At 41.8% G+C, this 15,469-nt stretch carries 15 protein-coding genes, 1 tRNA gene and 2 pseudogenes; 6 read left to right on the top strand and 12 right to left on the bottom strand.

Annotated features, from left to right (window positions below; genetic code table 11):
* Positions 1-171: 171 nt before the first annotated feature.
* From JMY01_RS13350 to JMY01_RS13325, 7 genes are all read right to left on the bottom strand, one after another.
* Positions 172-975, bottom strand: a complete 804-nt coding sequence (locus JMY01_RS13350; RefSeq protein ID WP_201576723.1) for a hypothetical protein — start codon at positions 973-975, stop codon at positions 172-174.
* Between the two features lie 47 nt (positions 976-1,022).
* Positions 1,023-1,454, bottom strand: a complete 432-nt coding sequence (locus JMY01_RS13345; protein WP_227677929.1) for a protein kinase — start codon at positions 1,452-1,454, stop codon at positions 1,023-1,025.
* A gap of 58 nt (positions 1,455-1,512) precedes the next feature.
* On the bottom strand, positions 1,513-2,142 hold the full coding sequence (locus JMY01_RS13340; protein ID WP_227677928.1) for an IS630 family transposase: 630 nt from the start codon (positions 2,140-2,142) through the stop codon (positions 1,513-1,515).
* Positions 2,118-2,357, bottom strand: a complete 240-nt coding sequence (locus JMY01_RS14190; RefSeq protein ID WP_227677680.1) for a transposase — start codon at positions 2,355-2,357, stop codon at positions 2,118-2,120. Before JMY01_RS14190 ends, JMY01_RS13340 begins: the two co-directional genes overlap by 25 nt.
* Before the next feature lie 45 nt (positions 2,358-2,402).
* Positions 2,403-2,699 (bottom strand): protein kinase, encoded by a 297-nt coding sequence (locus JMY01_RS13335; protein ID WP_227678051.1) that lies wholly within the window; start codon positions 2,697-2,699, stop codon positions 2,403-2,405.
* Between the two features lie 45 nt (positions 2,700-2,744).
* On the bottom strand, positions 2,745-3,494 hold the full coding sequence (locus JMY01_RS13330) for a hypothetical protein (protein ID WP_201576707.1): 750 nt from the start codon (positions 3,492-3,494) through the stop codon (positions 2,745-2,747).
* 456 nt (positions 3,495-3,950) lie between these two features.
* Positions 3,951-4,904 (bottom strand): NAD(P)-dependent oxidoreductase, encoded by a 954-nt coding sequence (locus JMY01_RS13325; protein WP_201576706.1) that lies wholly within the window; start codon positions 4,902-4,904, stop codon positions 3,951-3,953.
* Positions 4,905-5,116: 212 nt separating this feature from the next.
* On the opposite strand from JMY01_RS13325, the gene JMY01_RS13320 reads away from it, so the two are divergent.
* Positions 5,117-6,475, top strand: coding sequence for a valine--pyruvate transaminase (locus JMY01_RS13320; protein ID WP_201576705.1), 1,359 nt, complete (start codon positions 5,117-5,119; stop codon positions 6,473-6,475).
* A 166-nt stretch (positions 6,476-6,641) separates the two neighbouring features.
* Here JMY01_RS13320 and JMY01_RS13315 read toward each other — a convergent pair whose 3' ends face one another.
* From JMY01_RS13315 to hisB, 4 genes and pseudogenes are all read right to left on the bottom strand, one after another.
* Entirely contained in the window at positions 6,642-7,817 is a 1,176-nt protein-coding gene (locus tag JMY01_RS13315; RefSeq protein ID WP_201576704.1) for a hypothetical protein, read from the bottom strand.
* Between the two features lie 117 nt (positions 7,818-7,934).
* Positions 7,935-8,309, bottom strand: a complete 375-nt coding sequence (locus JMY01_RS13310; RefSeq protein ID WP_201576703.1) for a hypothetical protein — start codon at positions 8,307-8,309, stop codon at positions 7,935-7,937.
* Positions 8,310-8,665: 356 nt separating this feature from the next.
* Positions 8,666-9,300 (bottom strand): annotated as a pseudogene (hisH, locus tag JMY01_RS13305) (imidazole glycerol phosphate synthase subunit HisH).
* A gap of 142 nt (positions 9,301-9,442) precedes the next feature.
* Entirely contained in the window at positions 9,443-10,081 is a 639-nt protein-coding gene (hisB, locus tag JMY01_RS13300; RefSeq protein ID WP_201576701.1) for an imidazoleglycerol-phosphate dehydratase HisB, read from the bottom strand.
* Positions 10,082-10,451: 370 nt separating this feature from the next.
* Here hisB and JMY01_RS13295 point away from each other — a divergent pair, with 370 nt between their 5' ends.
* Both JMY01_RS13295 and JMY01_RS13290 read left to right on the top strand, forming a co-directional pair.
* Positions 10,452-10,874, top strand: coding sequence for an acetyl-CoA sensor PanZ family protein (locus tag JMY01_RS13295; RefSeq protein WP_201576698.1), 423 nt, complete (start codon positions 10,452-10,454; stop codon positions 10,872-10,874).
* Positions 10,875-11,006: 132 nt separating this feature from the next.
* Positions 11,007-11,082 (top strand) — tRNA-Phe (locus JMY01_RS13290).
* Between the two features lie 176 nt (positions 11,083-11,258).
* Here JMY01_RS13290 and JMY01_RS13285 read toward each other — a convergent pair.
* Entirely contained in the window at positions 11,259-11,633 is a 375-nt protein-coding gene (locus tag JMY01_RS13285; protein WP_201576688.1) for a hypothetical protein, read from the bottom strand.
* Positions 11,634-11,815: 182 nt separating this feature from the next.
* Here JMY01_RS13285 and JMY01_RS13280 point away from each other — a divergent pair, with 182 nt between their 5' ends.
* The 3 genes and pseudogenes from JMY01_RS13280 (at position 11,816) to JMY01_RS13270 (ending at position 14,917) form a co-directional block, all read left to right on the top strand.
* Entirely contained in the window at positions 11,816-12,316 is a 501-nt protein-coding gene (locus tag JMY01_RS13280) for a DUF4385 domain-containing protein (RefSeq protein ID WP_201576686.1), read from the top strand.
* A gap of 130 nt (positions 12,317-12,446) precedes the next feature.
* A complete protein-coding gene (locus JMY01_RS13275; RefSeq protein WP_201576684.1) occupies positions 12,447-13,124 on the top strand; it encodes a phosphoglycolate phosphatase in 678 nt (225 codons plus the stop codon).
* Between the two features lie 83 nt (positions 13,125-13,207).
* Positions 13,208-14,917, top strand: a pseudogene (locus tag JMY01_RS13270) (formate--tetrahydrofolate ligase).
* Positions 14,918-15,469 lie beyond the last annotated feature (552 nt).

Below are 15,469 nucleotides of genomic sequence, written 5' to 3'. Positions count from 1 at the left end.
CAAGAGAAAATCTATGATTTTCTGTCGTTATCGTTTGAGCCGTTCCTGTTACCTCGAGACCATCTCAAAACGATACGTCCGCAACTCGCCTAGCCCGTCAGGATAACCGCTACTATCAGGGCTAAAACGTTACTTACTTAAAGTTAGTTTAAGACATTTAAACCTATAAAACTAAAGAGCTTGGGTTATAAATCTAATCAATGAATCAGTACTTAATAGTTTAGCTCGCATATTATAAATGTGCATTACTCCTACATGAAAAATCTCTTTTCTTAACTCTTGTCTTTTAAATGCAAAAGGTGTTTCACGTCTATTTTGATTACGAGACAATCCATTGTCTGAGTTCTCCAAAATATACCAATCGCCGTATTCATCGTCTTCGGATTCAACCAACAAGATATTTAAACCTCTCCCATTAGAAGCTTCTATTGCTCCCCATGCCATTACTGGTCTACCTTTTAGACTGGGTTTAGTAATCGATTTGACGTTATCACCCCACATTGTCTCCTTAGAATACTCTCTAAAATCAGACTCATCTATTTCGCTAAACCATATGTTTACTTCTTTTCCATTGAACGGTAATTTAAGAGAAAAATCTCCTTTATTAGAAGTTTGAGTTAACTTTACTGATTCATCTGATCGTAAGGTGGCATTTAACTGGTTAACTAGCTCTACTATTGGGCGTTTAATAGCTTGTTCAAATTGATAACTCAATATATCTCTTCGTCTTTGAATTTTTTCAGCTTCAATCTGTTTTTTAGTTAAATCTTCTTTATTTCTCAAGTCCAAATTTAACTTTTTCTGGAGTAAAATATTCACATATTCTTTATTATTACCTACATTACTAGTAGCAGCCTGTAAGTCCTTTCTAACATCACTCCAATTCTGATAACGGTCATTTGGCTTTTTTTCAATAAGCCTGTCAACAACACTTGCTACTTTTGGCGATATATTCGAATTAAGGTGGTGTGTCAAAAAGTATGCTGATTAAAACTTGAACAATTTTTGAAGCCTTTAAAGCCCTATAGAATCAGAGAACTTAGCATAGATTTCTTATTGACTTCTATCGCTAGCATACTTTTTAGAACACCACCCGAATTAATACTATTCAATGCTGGAGGTATCATAGTTAAATGAGCTTTTTCCCAATCAGCTTGATTACCAAAAGCATGCCTTAGACCTGCAATCTGAAAAAACACATGACCTATTGAGTACATATCCATTTGAATAGTATTTTTCTCAGAACGAAAAGCTTCAGGAGCTGTATATGGAGCAGTCCCCCATCCTTTAAAAGTTCTAGAGCGAGTTCTTTCTTGCACCACTTTTGCTAACCCAAAATCAGCGATTTTCAAAATACCATTGTCAATAAATATATTATCTGGCTTAATATCTCTATGAATTAGAACAGAATTGATTGCTTCCATACCATCGACAATCTGATGGAAAATTTGCAAACAAGCTTATTCTTTTAGAAGTTCATTTTGTTTGTCTAAGAAATTTTGCAAAGTATAGTCAATCCACAATAAAAGAGATACAACCCATATCATGAAATAGCTTAGGCAGATTATTCTCCATCCAGCCTTGGCGTAGAAACTTAGCTTGAGCCCATTTCTTTTCAATGGGATTAAGATCAGGACTGTACGGTGGTAGCCACAAAATACGATGACCATGTCTGTTGAGTAGTTTTTGGATACGCTTATTTTTATGAAACCGAGCATTATCCATGACAATAACGCATTTGGTTTTAAGGCTTGGGATTAGTGTTCGTTTGCACCAGTTGTAGAATATGGTGCTGTTAATATTCTGCTCAAAGTAATCAAGCGCAAACAGCATTTTTTCATACAATGCCCCGATGACATTCGTACGCTTTTTTGCTTGCCAGTTGTAGCTATCTATACAGGGTGTACCTATCGGTGCATAGCCATGAGAGCGGATAGTCTCGTGCTCAAAGCCGCTTTCATCCATATAGACAATGGGATAGCCTTGCTGTTTAAAGTGATCAAGCCTACTCTGGAATATCGCTCTTTTGATCGGACAGGCTTTTGGATGTTCCAAGGTCTTTTTTTGACTGATACCAAGACGCTTTAAGGCAATCTCAATGCCTGATTTGCTACAATTTAAACGCTGTGCTCGCTCATACATGTAATCGTCTGGATATTGCGCAACGTCTTGAAGAAGTCTTCATTTGGTATTTTACTGGGTGCTTTATCCCGAGATTGTTTGATTGTTGGGTTTTTCAACCAGCGTTGTAATGCCGTCTTGCTAACGTCATAGAAAGTACACGCTTCACGAATAGTCATGTCTTTGTTTTTGACGCTTTTGATCACTTGCGCCCGGAAGTCTGCAGAATAAGTCATCGTTATTAATATCTTTCTCTTAGTTTTAATAGTATTGTATCTTATTTATAAAAGACCGACTATACCATCATGTGCTAGATCCATAACAATGAATGGTGAACGGTTAGCAGCGTTACCACTATCAAAACCGAGATAACGTATAACATTTTTATGATCTATCTCTTGAGCTTTTTCCCATTCATTGATAAGAGAACGATAGTTTTCATCATCTGGTAAAAAGTTAGTTAGGGTTTTCATAGCAAACTGGCTATTAGTATTTTGCTCTTCTATTAAAAATACTTGACCCATACCTCCATTTCCCAAAAAGTCGACTAATTCGTAAGCCTCACTATTAAACTGTATAACATCATTTATCCTATCAAGTAGTATCTAGAATTATTGAACACTTCAAATTATTAACCACACACTAATTGTGGTTGAAATGACTATAGCAAACCAGAAAAATGGATTTTCTTTATTAGCCCAAGATGTAGCACGAGCAAATTGTATTGGTAAGCTTGCAGTTACCAATGCAATTAAAAATATTGGTAAAGTAAAAATCCACATAACTAAATAGTAGATCAGAAAAATCAATAAAAATACTAATGAAAGAATTACACTTGATATAATTGGACTGTTAAAACTCATACCTGTGTTTGATAATATAGTGCTAAAACTCGGAAATATAATGCTTAAGCTGTCGGCTATCGCAATGTAAAAACCTGACGTTAAGTTCTCTCCTGTCAATAAATCGAAACCTCCTAATATTATTGGACTAAGAATTACTAAAACAATATTTCCTGATCTTCTAAATATAGTGTTCTTATGGTCAATAAACCAGTTTATTGAAAACCAGCTCATAAATACGAATGCAAATACTAAGAAGGACACATAACCTGAATCTGTACCTATGAATTTACTGATGATTAAAAAAAGTGTAAAGAATAGGAGGCTTGCCCATCCATAAAGTTCACGCAGTGCTTTGAGGCCAGCTGTAAATGACAGTATTTCAAGATTTTTATTTAATTTGTTATAACTGTCTTGTATATTAGAAAAAAATTTATTTATTGTTGGATTTCCTCTAGTATTACTATCTACTAGGCATAAGCTTGTAAAGCTCAACATGAGAACACCAATTACTCTAAATAACGTTTCCAAAATCTTTCACCTTCAAAATAAGTTCATTTTATTTTGAACACTTATACACAGCAAATCAATGATGCCTAGTTTAGATACGTCAACTATTGTCGTGTCTTATCTAAGACAATGAAAATTTTTATTTATTCTTGTCTTATTTTTTAACAATGCTCTGTCAAACTACCAATACTCGCCTTGGAGAGCGGTTTAGCCTCGACAGTAGCGGGTATACTTATGTGACCACTGGTTTGCGTGGACTTGGCTTTCCAGAAAATCATAGATTTTCTCTTGCGTCGGGGTAAGTGTCTCCCAGACACTTACTGTTTCCCTCCTCATATCGAGGCAACAGGAACACTATCAGCCTTTAGTCACCGCGCTAGTGGGCATATAAGATATGAGCGGATGGCGAGATTAGCTCCAAAACATCAAACCCCAAAACCGCAAACCAAACTCTTCTCAATTCACATCCCAGCCACTTTAACTCTGATTATTTTCAATAAAGTCATTGATTTGCCGAGTGATTATCTTCCATAGTTTGACTTGCGAGGCTCGGCTTCCTGCACCCATATGCGGGGTTAGAATGATGCGAGGATGACCTTCATTAGCGAGCTGGACAATCGGGTCATTTTCGCCAGCAGGTTCATTTTCAAATACGTCAGTAGCATAGCCGAGTATTTGCTCCTGTTTGACTGCGCTAGCTAAGGCCTCGCTATCGACAATCTTGCCACGGGCGACGTTGACCAGTAGCGGTTTTTTGCTCATTTTGCTTAGGGTGTCTTGGTTAATGAGATGTTTGGTTTCCTCGGTGAGCGGGCAATGTATGGTGATGACATCGGACTTGCTCAGGACGGTTTCAAAGTCGGTGTAGTTGTCATTACGAGGCTTGCGACCTTGGCGCTCTGCCCATAGGACATTCATGTCATAGGCTTTGGCAAGCTTAGTAATCCGCTTACCAATGTCACCGATACCAATCATACCGATGGTTAAGCCCTCGAGGTCAATGGCCTCAGCATCGATGATGTCGGCTCGCCCCTTCTCCTTCCATTCGCCACTTTTAACTTTGTTGTGATAATGGATACTGGCACGCATGGCGCTGAGTAGTAGCATCATGGTGTGCTCGGCGACGGTGGCGCTGGCAAAATCCGGTGCGTTGAGGAGCTTGACGTCGTGGTCTTCGCAGGCTTGTTTGTCAATGTGGTTGGAGCCGACAGAGAGGAGCTGGATGAGCTTGAGATTGGGTAGCGCCTCAATCACTTCACGCTCGATACGTAGGGAGCCGTTAATCATGATGTCGGCATCTCGACAGCGCTCAATGATGGTTTGATTGTCTTGTGGGGTTTCTTCAAAGGTGACGTAGTCGGTTATTTTTTTTGGGGTAGGTCGCTCTAGGTCGGTAGCAAATCTTTTTTCATCGAGTAATACGGCTTTCATGAGGTACTCCTTTTTTAGTAATAGCTCTTTTATTTAGCACTTACTATATAAGGCTTGCGGCTGACGATGTGTTAGCGTTTGTTAGACATCGGACAAGCTCTTGTATATTCAGGTCTGCACCAAGCAAGGTTGTTTACTCACCTTGTCCCCCTCATTTGCTATAATGGCGCCACTTTATCAATTAATAACCTCCTACACCTCACGGTAATCTTATGAAATTCTCAAAATTTGGTCAAAAGTTCACCCAAACCACTGGCATCTCACAATTGATGGACGATCTGGGCGATGCACTAAAAAGCGATCAGCCGGTCAATATGCTCGGCGGTGGTAATCCTGCCAAAATTGATGCGGTGAATGAGTTGTTTTTGCAGACTTACCAAGCGCTTGGCAATGACAGTAACGCTAGTGACCCTGATAGTAGCGCCATTATTAGTATGGCAAACTACTCCAACCCGCAAGGTGATGCTGAATTTATTGATGCCTTAGTTGGCTTTTTTAACCGTCATTATGATTGGAATCTGAGCGCGGAAAATATCGCCCTAACTAATGGTTCGCAAAATGCTTTTTTCTTCTTGTTCAATCTGTTCGGCGGGGCCTTCAGTGATAATAAGCTTGATGAGCATGGTCAAGATAAAGAAAGCCAGTCCGTAGACAAATCCATCTTGCTACCGCTTGCCCCTGAATACATTGGCTATAGCGACGTGCACATCGATGGTCAGCACTTCATGGCAGTCCTGCCGCATATCGATGAAGTCACTCATGATGGCGAAGAAGGCTTCTTTAAATATCGGGTGGATTTTGAGGCATTAGAGAACTTGCCTGCGCTCAAAGAAGGTCGCATCGGTGCCATTTGCTGTTCGCGCCCGACTAATCCAACTGGTAACGTGTTGACTGATGAGGAAATGGATCATTTAGCCGAGATTGCCAAACGCTATGATGTACCGCTGATTATCGATAATGCTTATGGTATGCCCTTCCCTAATATCATTTATTCAGATGCGCATCTGACGTGGGATGACAATACGATTCTTTGCTTTAGTCTCTCCAAGATTGGCTTGCCAGGCGTACGCACTGGCATCATCGTCGCGGCTCCTGAAGTGATCGCAGCGGTCAGTGCCATGAATGCGGTGGTCAATCTAGCCCCTACCCGCTTTGGTGCAGCCATTGCCAAGCCACTGGTAGAAAACGATCGTATCAAGCAGCTATCGGACAACGACATCAAGCCGTTTTATCAGCAGCAAGCAACACTGGCGGTAAGACTTTTAAAAGAAGCGCTGGGTGATTATCCATTGATGATTCATAAGCCTGAGGGTGCGATATTCTTTTGGCTATGGTTTAAAGACTTGCCGATTACCACGCTTGAGCTATATGAGCGTCTTAAAGAAAAAGGCACGCTCGTCGTACCAAGTCAGTTCTTCTTCCCTGGTGTTGATGTCAGCGACTATCAGCACGCGCACGAATGTATTCGTATGAGTATCGCTGCGGACGAGCAGACGCTCACTGATGGTATTGCAGTGATTGGAGAAGTGGTAAGAGCGCTTTATGATGAGGCGGCAAATAAGAATTCTTAAAGCACTTTATCGTAGGAATGGTTAATTATAGAAACAAAAACACGGACTAATATTTAGTCCGTTTTTTGCGCTGTAAACAACATCTATGAGTCCTTGATTTAAGCGCTTGAGGTGATTCGTCAATTATACGATAACAAAGAGAGTGTTAGCATGTCGCAGCATGTAATTATTGAGTAGCAACACCATCAACTACTTTTATTCTAATATACTGTGACCGATTATTAAGATTACCGTCTTCCTGCCAATAAGCGGCGCTATGAGTCACTGCCAAATACAAATAGCCGTCGCTCGCCCAAAATATATCTGCTGACTCCATAGTAGGCATCCAGTTTTGCAAGCCTGCACTGATAATAGGTTTGACCTCTCTACCATCGATTTTATACAGTCCAAGCTCGGTCTGTTGCTCATATGGATTGGCGTAGGCTGAGATGATGTATTTTTTATTGGGCGAGATATAAGGGTAATCTAAGAACTCTTGTGTTAAGTGGCCTTCGACTTGATCTATCATTCGATAACCTTGACCCTCCCAATATCGCACCGCAACGAGATGCTGGTCTAAATCATCAATTCGACCGATATAGCGATAGTTTTCTGTATCTTCTTCTAAATTGTTATCTACCAGTGTTAATGAGTCTTTAGCCAATTGAATGGATATCACGCCGTCGCGCTTTTTGATAGCGTTTTTATGAGATAAAAAATCAACAGCCAGCGGTCGTTTTTTTTCAAACAATGCTTTATCTATCAGCTCAATTTTCAGGTAATCATTAAGCGCTTTGCCAGTTTCAAAGGACTCATCTTTTTTGCCTACTGATAAATGCGACACTATATTCAAGTCTTTAGGCATCAGTACTATGCTATCAAGCAATCCAGTCTGGTCTTTCTTGATATAGACCTTTTCCCACCGGACCACCTCTATTTGCATCCTATCTTGGCCGTCATAGTCTTCATCGTACTGTCTAAAAATACTGTCGCGAATCCCATACCACTGTTGATTGTCTTCGATGACATCAAGCTTTGTGCCAATACGATAGTCTTTAATCTTTTTTGCAGCACCACTCGGTAACTGGCGCGCAATTGCGCCGTCTTTGGCGGTCACGTAGACCTGCTTTAATACAGGAGTGTTGTCGTAGTCAATGACAATACCATCGCGATTGTATTCTGCCAATTGTGCTGCAGACATAGGCTTACGCATATCAATAGTGACGCTTTGACTGGCTATCGCAGAATGGTAGCTACCGAGGCTTAGTAGTAGCGCTGTTAATATTAAAAGGTGTTTGTTTGATATGCAGTTATTGTTCAAACGCTTGATGAGCAAGGGTGTGCACGGTTTCAATACAAGCATAATATTGACCTCTCTTTGATTCGATTCAGAGAATCTTTAAAATGAGTCTTTTGCTTTTTGATTCGTTTATGTTAACCGTTTTTCTATCACTGGTTTGTGTTATTTGCTAATCATCTATCATCGTTTTTTCAAAGACCCACTCACTAAAACCGTTGGATGAAAAATTGTCGTCCATTTATTCAATGCATAAAGCACATAAGGCAGCAGACAAGTATTAACCAAGTCATGGAGGCTTGCCTTTATGTCTACCATTCCTAATGCAAAAAACCCTCTAGGTATAATGATATGGCGGTTGTCTAGATATTCACCCAATAGAGCAACGCCCGTTACCACGATTAAAGCCATGAATGATCTGATACTTTGCTTTTTGATAATAGGCAGCAGCACGAGCAGACATAGCAGATAGACACCGACGCCAACATAGATATGCAGAGCATCCTTGGCCAGTCCGGTTATCTCTATGATGTTTATTTTAAAGATTGTGAAGTCCACTGGGATGTTCCAAACTTGAGATGCTCTAGACTAACCGATAATGCTGATGCTGAATAGCACTTTTCAATTCGATAGTTGGCAAAGGTTAGCAAGCGTGCTTTTTATGAAGAATCAAAGGCAGTTTTTTAAATCGGCCTTGGGGTGTGATTTAGCCCTGAGTGAGGGAATAACCAAGCACTGCTTCGTCCGAACGCAAGAGGTTTGCATGTTCGCAAATTCCGTAGCAATATCCTGCTAACGACGATAGCGTTGCGGACTAAGTCTGGGGGTGGTCGCTCGGTTTTAGAGGGAACGCTACCAGACCTATAAACCCGCACACCAGCGTCTAAGCAGATACAAGCGTCAGGTGGGTCTGGCTACACATCCCACTCTACAAAGTTCTTTAACAGTTGCAAGCCTGCGGTGTGGCTTTTTCTGGATGGAACTGGGTGGCAAATAAGTTATCTTGGATAATACTGGCACAAAACGGCTGACCATAGTCACAAACAGCAGCCACTTGCGTGCTATCGGCAGGCGCGCAGTAATAGCTGTGCACGAAGTAAAAGTGCGCATTGTCTTCAACACCATTCCATAAAGGATGATCAAAATCCATACCGCTAATGGTATTCCAGCCCATGTGCGGCACTTTGATGGTCGCGCCTTGCTCGTCTTTCCATGTAGGATCGAACGCCTCTACAGTACCATCTAAGATACCAAGACAGTCTGTGCCGCCATTCTCAGCAGACTGCTCGAATAGCGCCTGCATGCCAACACAGATGGCCATGACAGGCTTATTAAACACAGCATGGCGTACGACCTCATCAATGCCAGCCTCCGTCATACCAATCATACAATCGCGCATCGCACCGACGCCAGGGAAGACAATTTTGTCCGCTGCCGCGACAACCTTTGGATCATTGGTGATAGAAACTTCCGCACCTACCGCTGATAATGCTTTGCTAGCAGAGTGCAAATTGCCCATGCCATAGTCTAATAGTGCAACTTTTGTCATTAATTGGTTCTCATTGTTGAGTCGTTTTAATATATATAATCTCGTGTTTTTGCTAAGGTGTAAACAAGATTTTGCTACAAGTCAGCCAAGCGCAGGTTTTATGAGCAATACGCCAAGCTTGGCTGATAGCCTTAGCTGTACCTTAGAAAGCTTCTTTGGTCGAAGGTAAGGTATTCAATGCACGCTCATCATATTCACACGCCATACGCAGCGCACGCGCAAAGGCTTTAAAGGTAGATTCGATTTGATGATGGCTGTTTTTGCCTTTTAGATTGTCTAAATGTATGGTCATCCATGAATGGTTGACAAAACCAAAGAAGAACTCGCTAAATAAATCGACATCAAAAGTACCCACGTGTGAGCGGGTAAAAGGAATGTCCATATGCAGGCCGGGACGACCTGAGAGATCGACGACCGCACGGGTTAGCGACTCATCGAGTGGTGCGTAAAAATGACCATAACGACGAATGCCTTTTTTCTCACCCAGCGCTTTTGCAAAAGCTTGTCCAAGCGTAATACCAGTATCTTCGACACTGTGGTGATCATCGATGTAAGTATCACCCGTACATTTGATGTCTAAGTCAAACAGACCGTGACGCTTGATTTGATCAATCATATGATCCAAAAACGGCACACCAGTGTCTACAGTACCTTGTCCAGTGCCATCAAGATTGACAGTACAGGTCACTTGCGTCTCAGCAGTATTGCGCTCAACAGTCGCAGTACGCGCTGGACGACCGTATAGGTTTAAGTTCGAGTTTGGGTTTGAATCAGTTGTCATGGCTACTCTCTATAAGTTAAAAGCAAACAATAAAATAGGCCTAATAATAAGCCTGACGTGTTCCAAATATGAGAACGATAAAATATCACTAAATAAGCTCATAGCTATCATAGATAGCTAAAAAATAGATACTGTCTTTCTTATCCTAAATAGATACAAGGATGATATAAGTCTGTATGGTTAATTTTTATAGTGGATGGACTATAAATCACTACCCTCATCATAGCAAACCCCAACAACTACTGCCACGACCAAGGCATAAACCAAGCACAAAATCATCGTATTCTGCTAAAATAATGTGTTCAATATTATCAATCATGGCCGCGCCTGCCCTACTATCCTGCGCTATATCATATTATAGGAGCCGACTATGCCTTTAGAAGCGATTGCCATCAACAGCTTGGACGCTCCACTGATCAAAAAGCCTGCGCGCGAAAATGAGCTGTCTGAGCGTCTGCATGCTTTGTATGATAGTGATGATGCGCAGCCTAGTGGCGCAGAAGTATTAAACATCGTCGAGCAAGGCTTTAAGCGTGGTCAGACACTCTACGTCGGGATGTTTAATGACAAGCCTATTGCCGCAGTGGCCTGCTTTGATGATGGCCAAACCAATGCCAAACGCTTGCAATATCTCACCGTGCATCGCGAAAATCGTAAACGTGCTATCGACGCCAAGTTCATCAAGCTGGTCTATGATGCCGAGGTCAAAAAAGGCGTGCGTGAGTTTGTCCCTGTCGATGCGGATATTCACCGTATCATGAGCGAGTATGAGCTATTGCGTGTCAAAGATTAATGAGCTTTATTTGACTCATGCCAACACCTTATTAAGCCATAACAGATTATTTTTGAGTTTTTATAGCAGATAATGCAAAAACTTCTTGACAGCAGGGCGTATATTTAGTTTAATAGCGTCCTCAACGAAGACGGCTCGATAGCTCAGTAGGTAGAGCAACGGATTGAAAATCCGTGTGTCGGCAGTTCGATCCTGCCTCGAGCCACCATTCGTTTATAGAATTCTAAAAAACCCTAAACATCGCTGTTTGGGGTTTTTTTATGCTTAAATTTTATGACCTTTTTATGGTAAGTGATATAACCAGCCTATAATGAGACTTTAGGAAATGAGACTTTAAGAATAAAATCGATTCGTCGATAACTAACTATCAGCAGGAGTTACGAGTTACTCCTGATACAGCCGACCGCGCAATAGTAGATTACAACGCTCACGCGAATCCAAATCATAAATCGTCGCGCGATAGTCGATACCGTGACGCCCTTCAAAAAATATCACCCGATCGCCCACTGCCAAAAAACAAGACGTACGCGCATCATAGATAAAACCATCAATCACAAATGCCAAATCACGATCTATCTCTCGTACCGTATAGGTCTCACCTTGCGGAATCAAACGCTCAAACCATGCGCTATGAGCGACATTGGTAGTTAGGACACTTGTGAGTAGCAGCGCTGACATCATAAGCGCTTTTTTTAATAACATCGTGAAATCCGAGCCAGCTAAGCTGACTTTGTTTATGATATTTTTATTACCTGCCATGACCTTTACCTGCTCAGACCTGCCCAATAATGGATTCTTCTCATGCTAAACGCTTACTGTCACGGTTGCATAACATTTTTGTGCTGTTTTTTAGCCAGCTGCGCTCAGTATACTCGATAGCAATGAGAATGATAAATAAGACAGCTGAATACTAGAAACATGATTACTAATAGGGATAAGCGATGAGAGAGTTTGATTATGATTTGGATTATAAAAACCTAGACTTGCGGGCACAGCCTGAGCTATACCGTGTCGGTCGCGGTGAGCAAGGAGTGTTATTAGTGGAGCCTTATAAGTCTGAGATCTTGCCGCACTGGCGCTTTGCCACTCCCGATATTGCGACAAAAAGCAGCGAGACTATTTATCAGATGTTTTTAGATTATCTGGCTGCTGATGACTTCGTCGGTGCTGATATGGCGCGCAAGTTTATTCAAATGGGCTATACCCGCGCCCGCCGTTATGCCAATCATAAAGGCGGCAAAAAGTATAAAGGACCAGTGCTTGATGATAAAAAAGGTCAAAGCGGGGCGCATGGACGCGAAGAGCTACCACGGCAAACCGAAGATCCTATCAAAGCAGAATCTGCCCGTATTTTTAAACAAAAATGGGATCTGTGCCGCGAAAATGAAACCTATCTAAAGATGAAAAAGGAACATCGTGAGCGCTATAAAGAGGTTGAATAGTAGATATTAAAAACACTAGTAACAGTTAGCTTTGACAGTTTGCTGTGCTATGGTAATACAGAATTAAAACCTAAACTTTAAATCTAATAACTTAAAAAACGAATGCAATACTTCTAGGTAGCGAGGAATAATGGATAAGCAACTTTTAATTTTTGATTTCGATGGCACCTTAATAGACAGTGTGCCAGATTTGGCTGATGCCACTAACGCAATGCTAACCACACTTGGCAAAGACACCTACTCTCTCGACACCATACGTAATTGGGTGGGCAATGGCTCAAGGATGTTGGTCGAGCGCGCGTTGGTAGGCAAGATAGAAGTACTGGAGGATGAGTTAACGGTCGAGGAAGCCGAGCATGCCGAGCAAGTGTTTTTTGATGCCTATAAAAACCTTAGTGACAGCAAAACTGTTGCCTATCCAAATGTCGATAGTGGCTTGCGGCAGTTAAAAGAAGCGGGTTACACTTTGGCGCTAGTCACCAATAAACCCATACGCTTTGTACCCAAAATACTAGAGAGTTTCGGCTGGACGTCTTTGTTTGATATGGTCTTAGGCGGCGACAGCTTGACCACAAAAAAGCCTGATCCCGCGCCATTGCTACATGTCTGCGATAAGCTTGGTGTTATGCAAGACAAAGCGGTCATGATTGGTGATTCAAGAAACGATATATTAGCGGGACAAAACGCTAAGATAGATACGCTTGGACTGTCTTATGGTTATAATTATGGGCAAGACATTCGCGACCTGAACCCTACCGCAGCGTTTGATGACTTTGCTACATTGGTCAAATATCTTTTGAAAGATTAATCTTTGGCGTGTTTAAAGCACTTAACACACTAAGCAGCTAACCCTTTAATCTACATACCTCCAACCTGTGACGAGACCTTGATATGCCCGTACCTAGCGACATAGCCATCGCCCAAAACGTTACCCTACAACCCATCAACGACATTGCAAAAAAACTTGGTTTATCAGCTACTCATATCGAACCTTACGGACATTATAAGGCAAAAATAAATCCAGACGATGTGTTTGACATGCCAGCTAAGGCTAAGCAGAGCAAGTTGATATTGGTCACTGCCATTAATCCGACACCCGCTGGCGAAGGTAAAACCACGGTCACTATCGGCCTAGCGGATGCACTAAACCGTATTCATCAGCAGCAAAACAGTGGTGAAAAAACGGTGGTTGCCATACGCGAGCCGTCCATCGGCCCAGTATTTGGCGTCAAAGGCGGTGCCGCTGGTGGCGGTTACGCGCAAGTACTGCCCATGGAGGATATCAACCTGCACTTTACCGGTGACTTTCATGCCATCGGCGCGGCCAATAACCTACTAGCCGCGATGCTAGACAATCATATTTATCAAGGTAACGAGCTAAATATCGATCCAAAGCAAGTGTTTTGGCGTCGTGCGGTAGATATGAATGATCGGCAACTGCGCAACATTATCAGCGGCATTGGCAAAACTACAGACGGTGTGATGTGTGAGGATGGCTTTGATATCACCGTCGCCTCTGAAGTGATGGCTATCTTTTGCTTAGCGACAGATTTGAATGATTTGAAACAGCGTTTGGGCAATATATTGGTCGCCTTTAGCAAAGACAAACAGCCAATTTATGCCAAAGACCTCAATGCTCATGGGGCAATGGCAGTACTGTTGAAAGAAGCCATCAAACCCAACCTTGTACAGACGATCGAGGGCACGCCTGCCATTGTCCACGGCGGCCCATTTGCCAATATTGCCCATGGCTGCAACTCCGTTATTGCAACCCGCGTTGCCATGCATTTGGCAGATTACACCCTTACAGAAGCGGGCTTTGGAGCCGACCTTGGCGCGCAGAAGTTTTGTGATATTAAGTGTCGCTTATCAGAGTTGACGCCAGATGCGGCCGTTATCGTCGCCACCATCAGAGCGTTGAAATACAATGGTGGGGTCGCTAAAGACGAGCTAACGACTGAGAACTTGCCAGCACTTGAGTAAGGTCTGCCAAATCTGATGAAGCATATCAAAAACATGCAAGAAGTGTATGGGCTACCCGTAGTCGTCGCCATTAACCAGTTTGTCAGTGATACTGACGCTGAGGTTGAGTTGGTGCGACAAGCCTGCCTAGAAAAAGGCGTAGAAGTCGCGCTGACACAAGTATGGGAAAAAGGCGGCGCTGGCGGTGAAGACTTAGCACACGCTTTAATTAAGCTACTTGATGATAGCAGCCATCAGCCCAACCAATTTCGTTTGGCTTATGACAGTGACAACAGTATTGCTTATAAGATTCGCACGATTGCACAGCGAATCTATGGCGCCGATGATATCGATATCAGTAGCTTGGCCAAGGCTAAAATACGCCGCCTAGAAGAATTAAATCTCGACAAGATGCCCATCTGTATCGCCAAAACCCAGTATTCGCTCACTGATGATGCCAAACGACTTGGCCGGCCTACTGGCTTTGATATTCATGTACGCGATATCAGCATCTCATCTGGTGCAGGGTTTATCGTGGTGATTTGCGGCCCAATCATGAAAATGCCTGGCCTACCCAAACGTCCTTCAGCGGAGCATATTGATTTAGACGATGCCGGCAATATTACTGGGCTGTTTTAATTTCAGTAGTTTCTTTTTAAAGCTTGTATTAAACACCTTATACCAAAAGCCCTTCTAACTTTTAGAGGGGCTTTTTTATGGAAACACTCTAAGACTTAACACTCAAATATAACGAGTACGCCGAAACTCAGCCTTACTAATACTAATTTCCAGTTTTAATATTGCATTGTCTCAAATTTTATGAATTGAGCTATTCAGCACTTCAGATGACATTTAACTTTGTATGTTTTGTGTACCTTTAAACTCTCAAATAAAGTCAACAGAAATCATTTAATACTGAATACTATCCATATAACCCTTAGATTCAAACTTAAAAAAACCAACCAAAAACCCTAAATTATTGATATTAAATCGGTTTTAACGATACTTTTAATGGTTATATCTTTATATGTAATAACTTTTCTTTATTTTATAACTTCTCTGTAGGATGTTTTAACTTTTGTAAATATATGCATCTAATAAGTTAATAATTAAGCAATAGTAGCGAAATAGTTTTATCTTAGGAAAGGTAAACATAAGTTGCTTGATACTTGGATGCAGAATTTATTATAG

The sequence above is a fragment of the Psychrobacter sp. H8-1 genome (assembly GCF_904846575.1).
Classification (GTDB): domain Bacteria; phylum Pseudomonadota; class Gammaproteobacteria; order Pseudomonadales; family Moraxellaceae; genus Psychrobacter; species Psychrobacter fulvigenes.
Note: the sequence above shows the minus strand (reverse complement) of the source record. Positions and strands in the feature narration are given on the sequence as shown.

Coding starts and splice junctions, on each gene's coding strand:
- JMY01_RS13340 (WP_227677928.1), bottom strand. CDS start 2,142: ATGTATGAGCGAGCACAGCGTTTAAATTGTAGCAAATCAGGCATTGAG.
- JMY01_RS14190 (WP_227677680.1), bottom strand. CDS start 2,357: ATGACTTATTCTGCAGACTTCCGGGCGCAAGTGATCAAAAGCGTCAAA.
- JMY01_RS13325 (WP_201576706.1), bottom strand. CDS start 4,904: ATGAAAGCCGTATTACTCGATGAAAAAAGATTTGCTACCGACCTAGAG.
- JMY01_RS13320 (WP_201576705.1), top strand. CDS start 5,117: ATGAAATTCTCAAAATTTGGTCAAAAGTTCACCCAAACCACTGGCATC.
- JMY01_RS13315 (WP_201576704.1), bottom strand. CDS start 7,817: ATGCTTGTATTGAAACCGTGCACACCCTTGCTCATCAAGCGTTTGAAC.
- hisB (WP_201576701.1), bottom strand. CDS start 10,081: ATGACAACTGATTCAAACCCAAACTCGAACTTAAACCTATACGGTCGT.
- JMY01_RS13295 (WP_201576698.1), top strand. CDS start 10,452: ATGCCTTTAGAAGCGATTGCCATCAACAGCTTGGACGCTCCACTGATC.
- JMY01_RS13285 (WP_201576688.1), bottom strand. CDS start 11,633: ATGGCAGGTAATAAAAATATCATAAACAAAGTCAGCTTAGCTGGCTCG.
- JMY01_RS13280 (WP_201576686.1), top strand. CDS start 11,816: ATGAGAGAGTTTGATTATGATTTGGATTATAAAAACCTAGACTTGCGG.
- JMY01_RS13275 (WP_201576684.1), top strand. CDS start 12,447: ATGGATAAGCAACTTTTAATTTTTGATTTCGATGGCACCTTAATAGAC.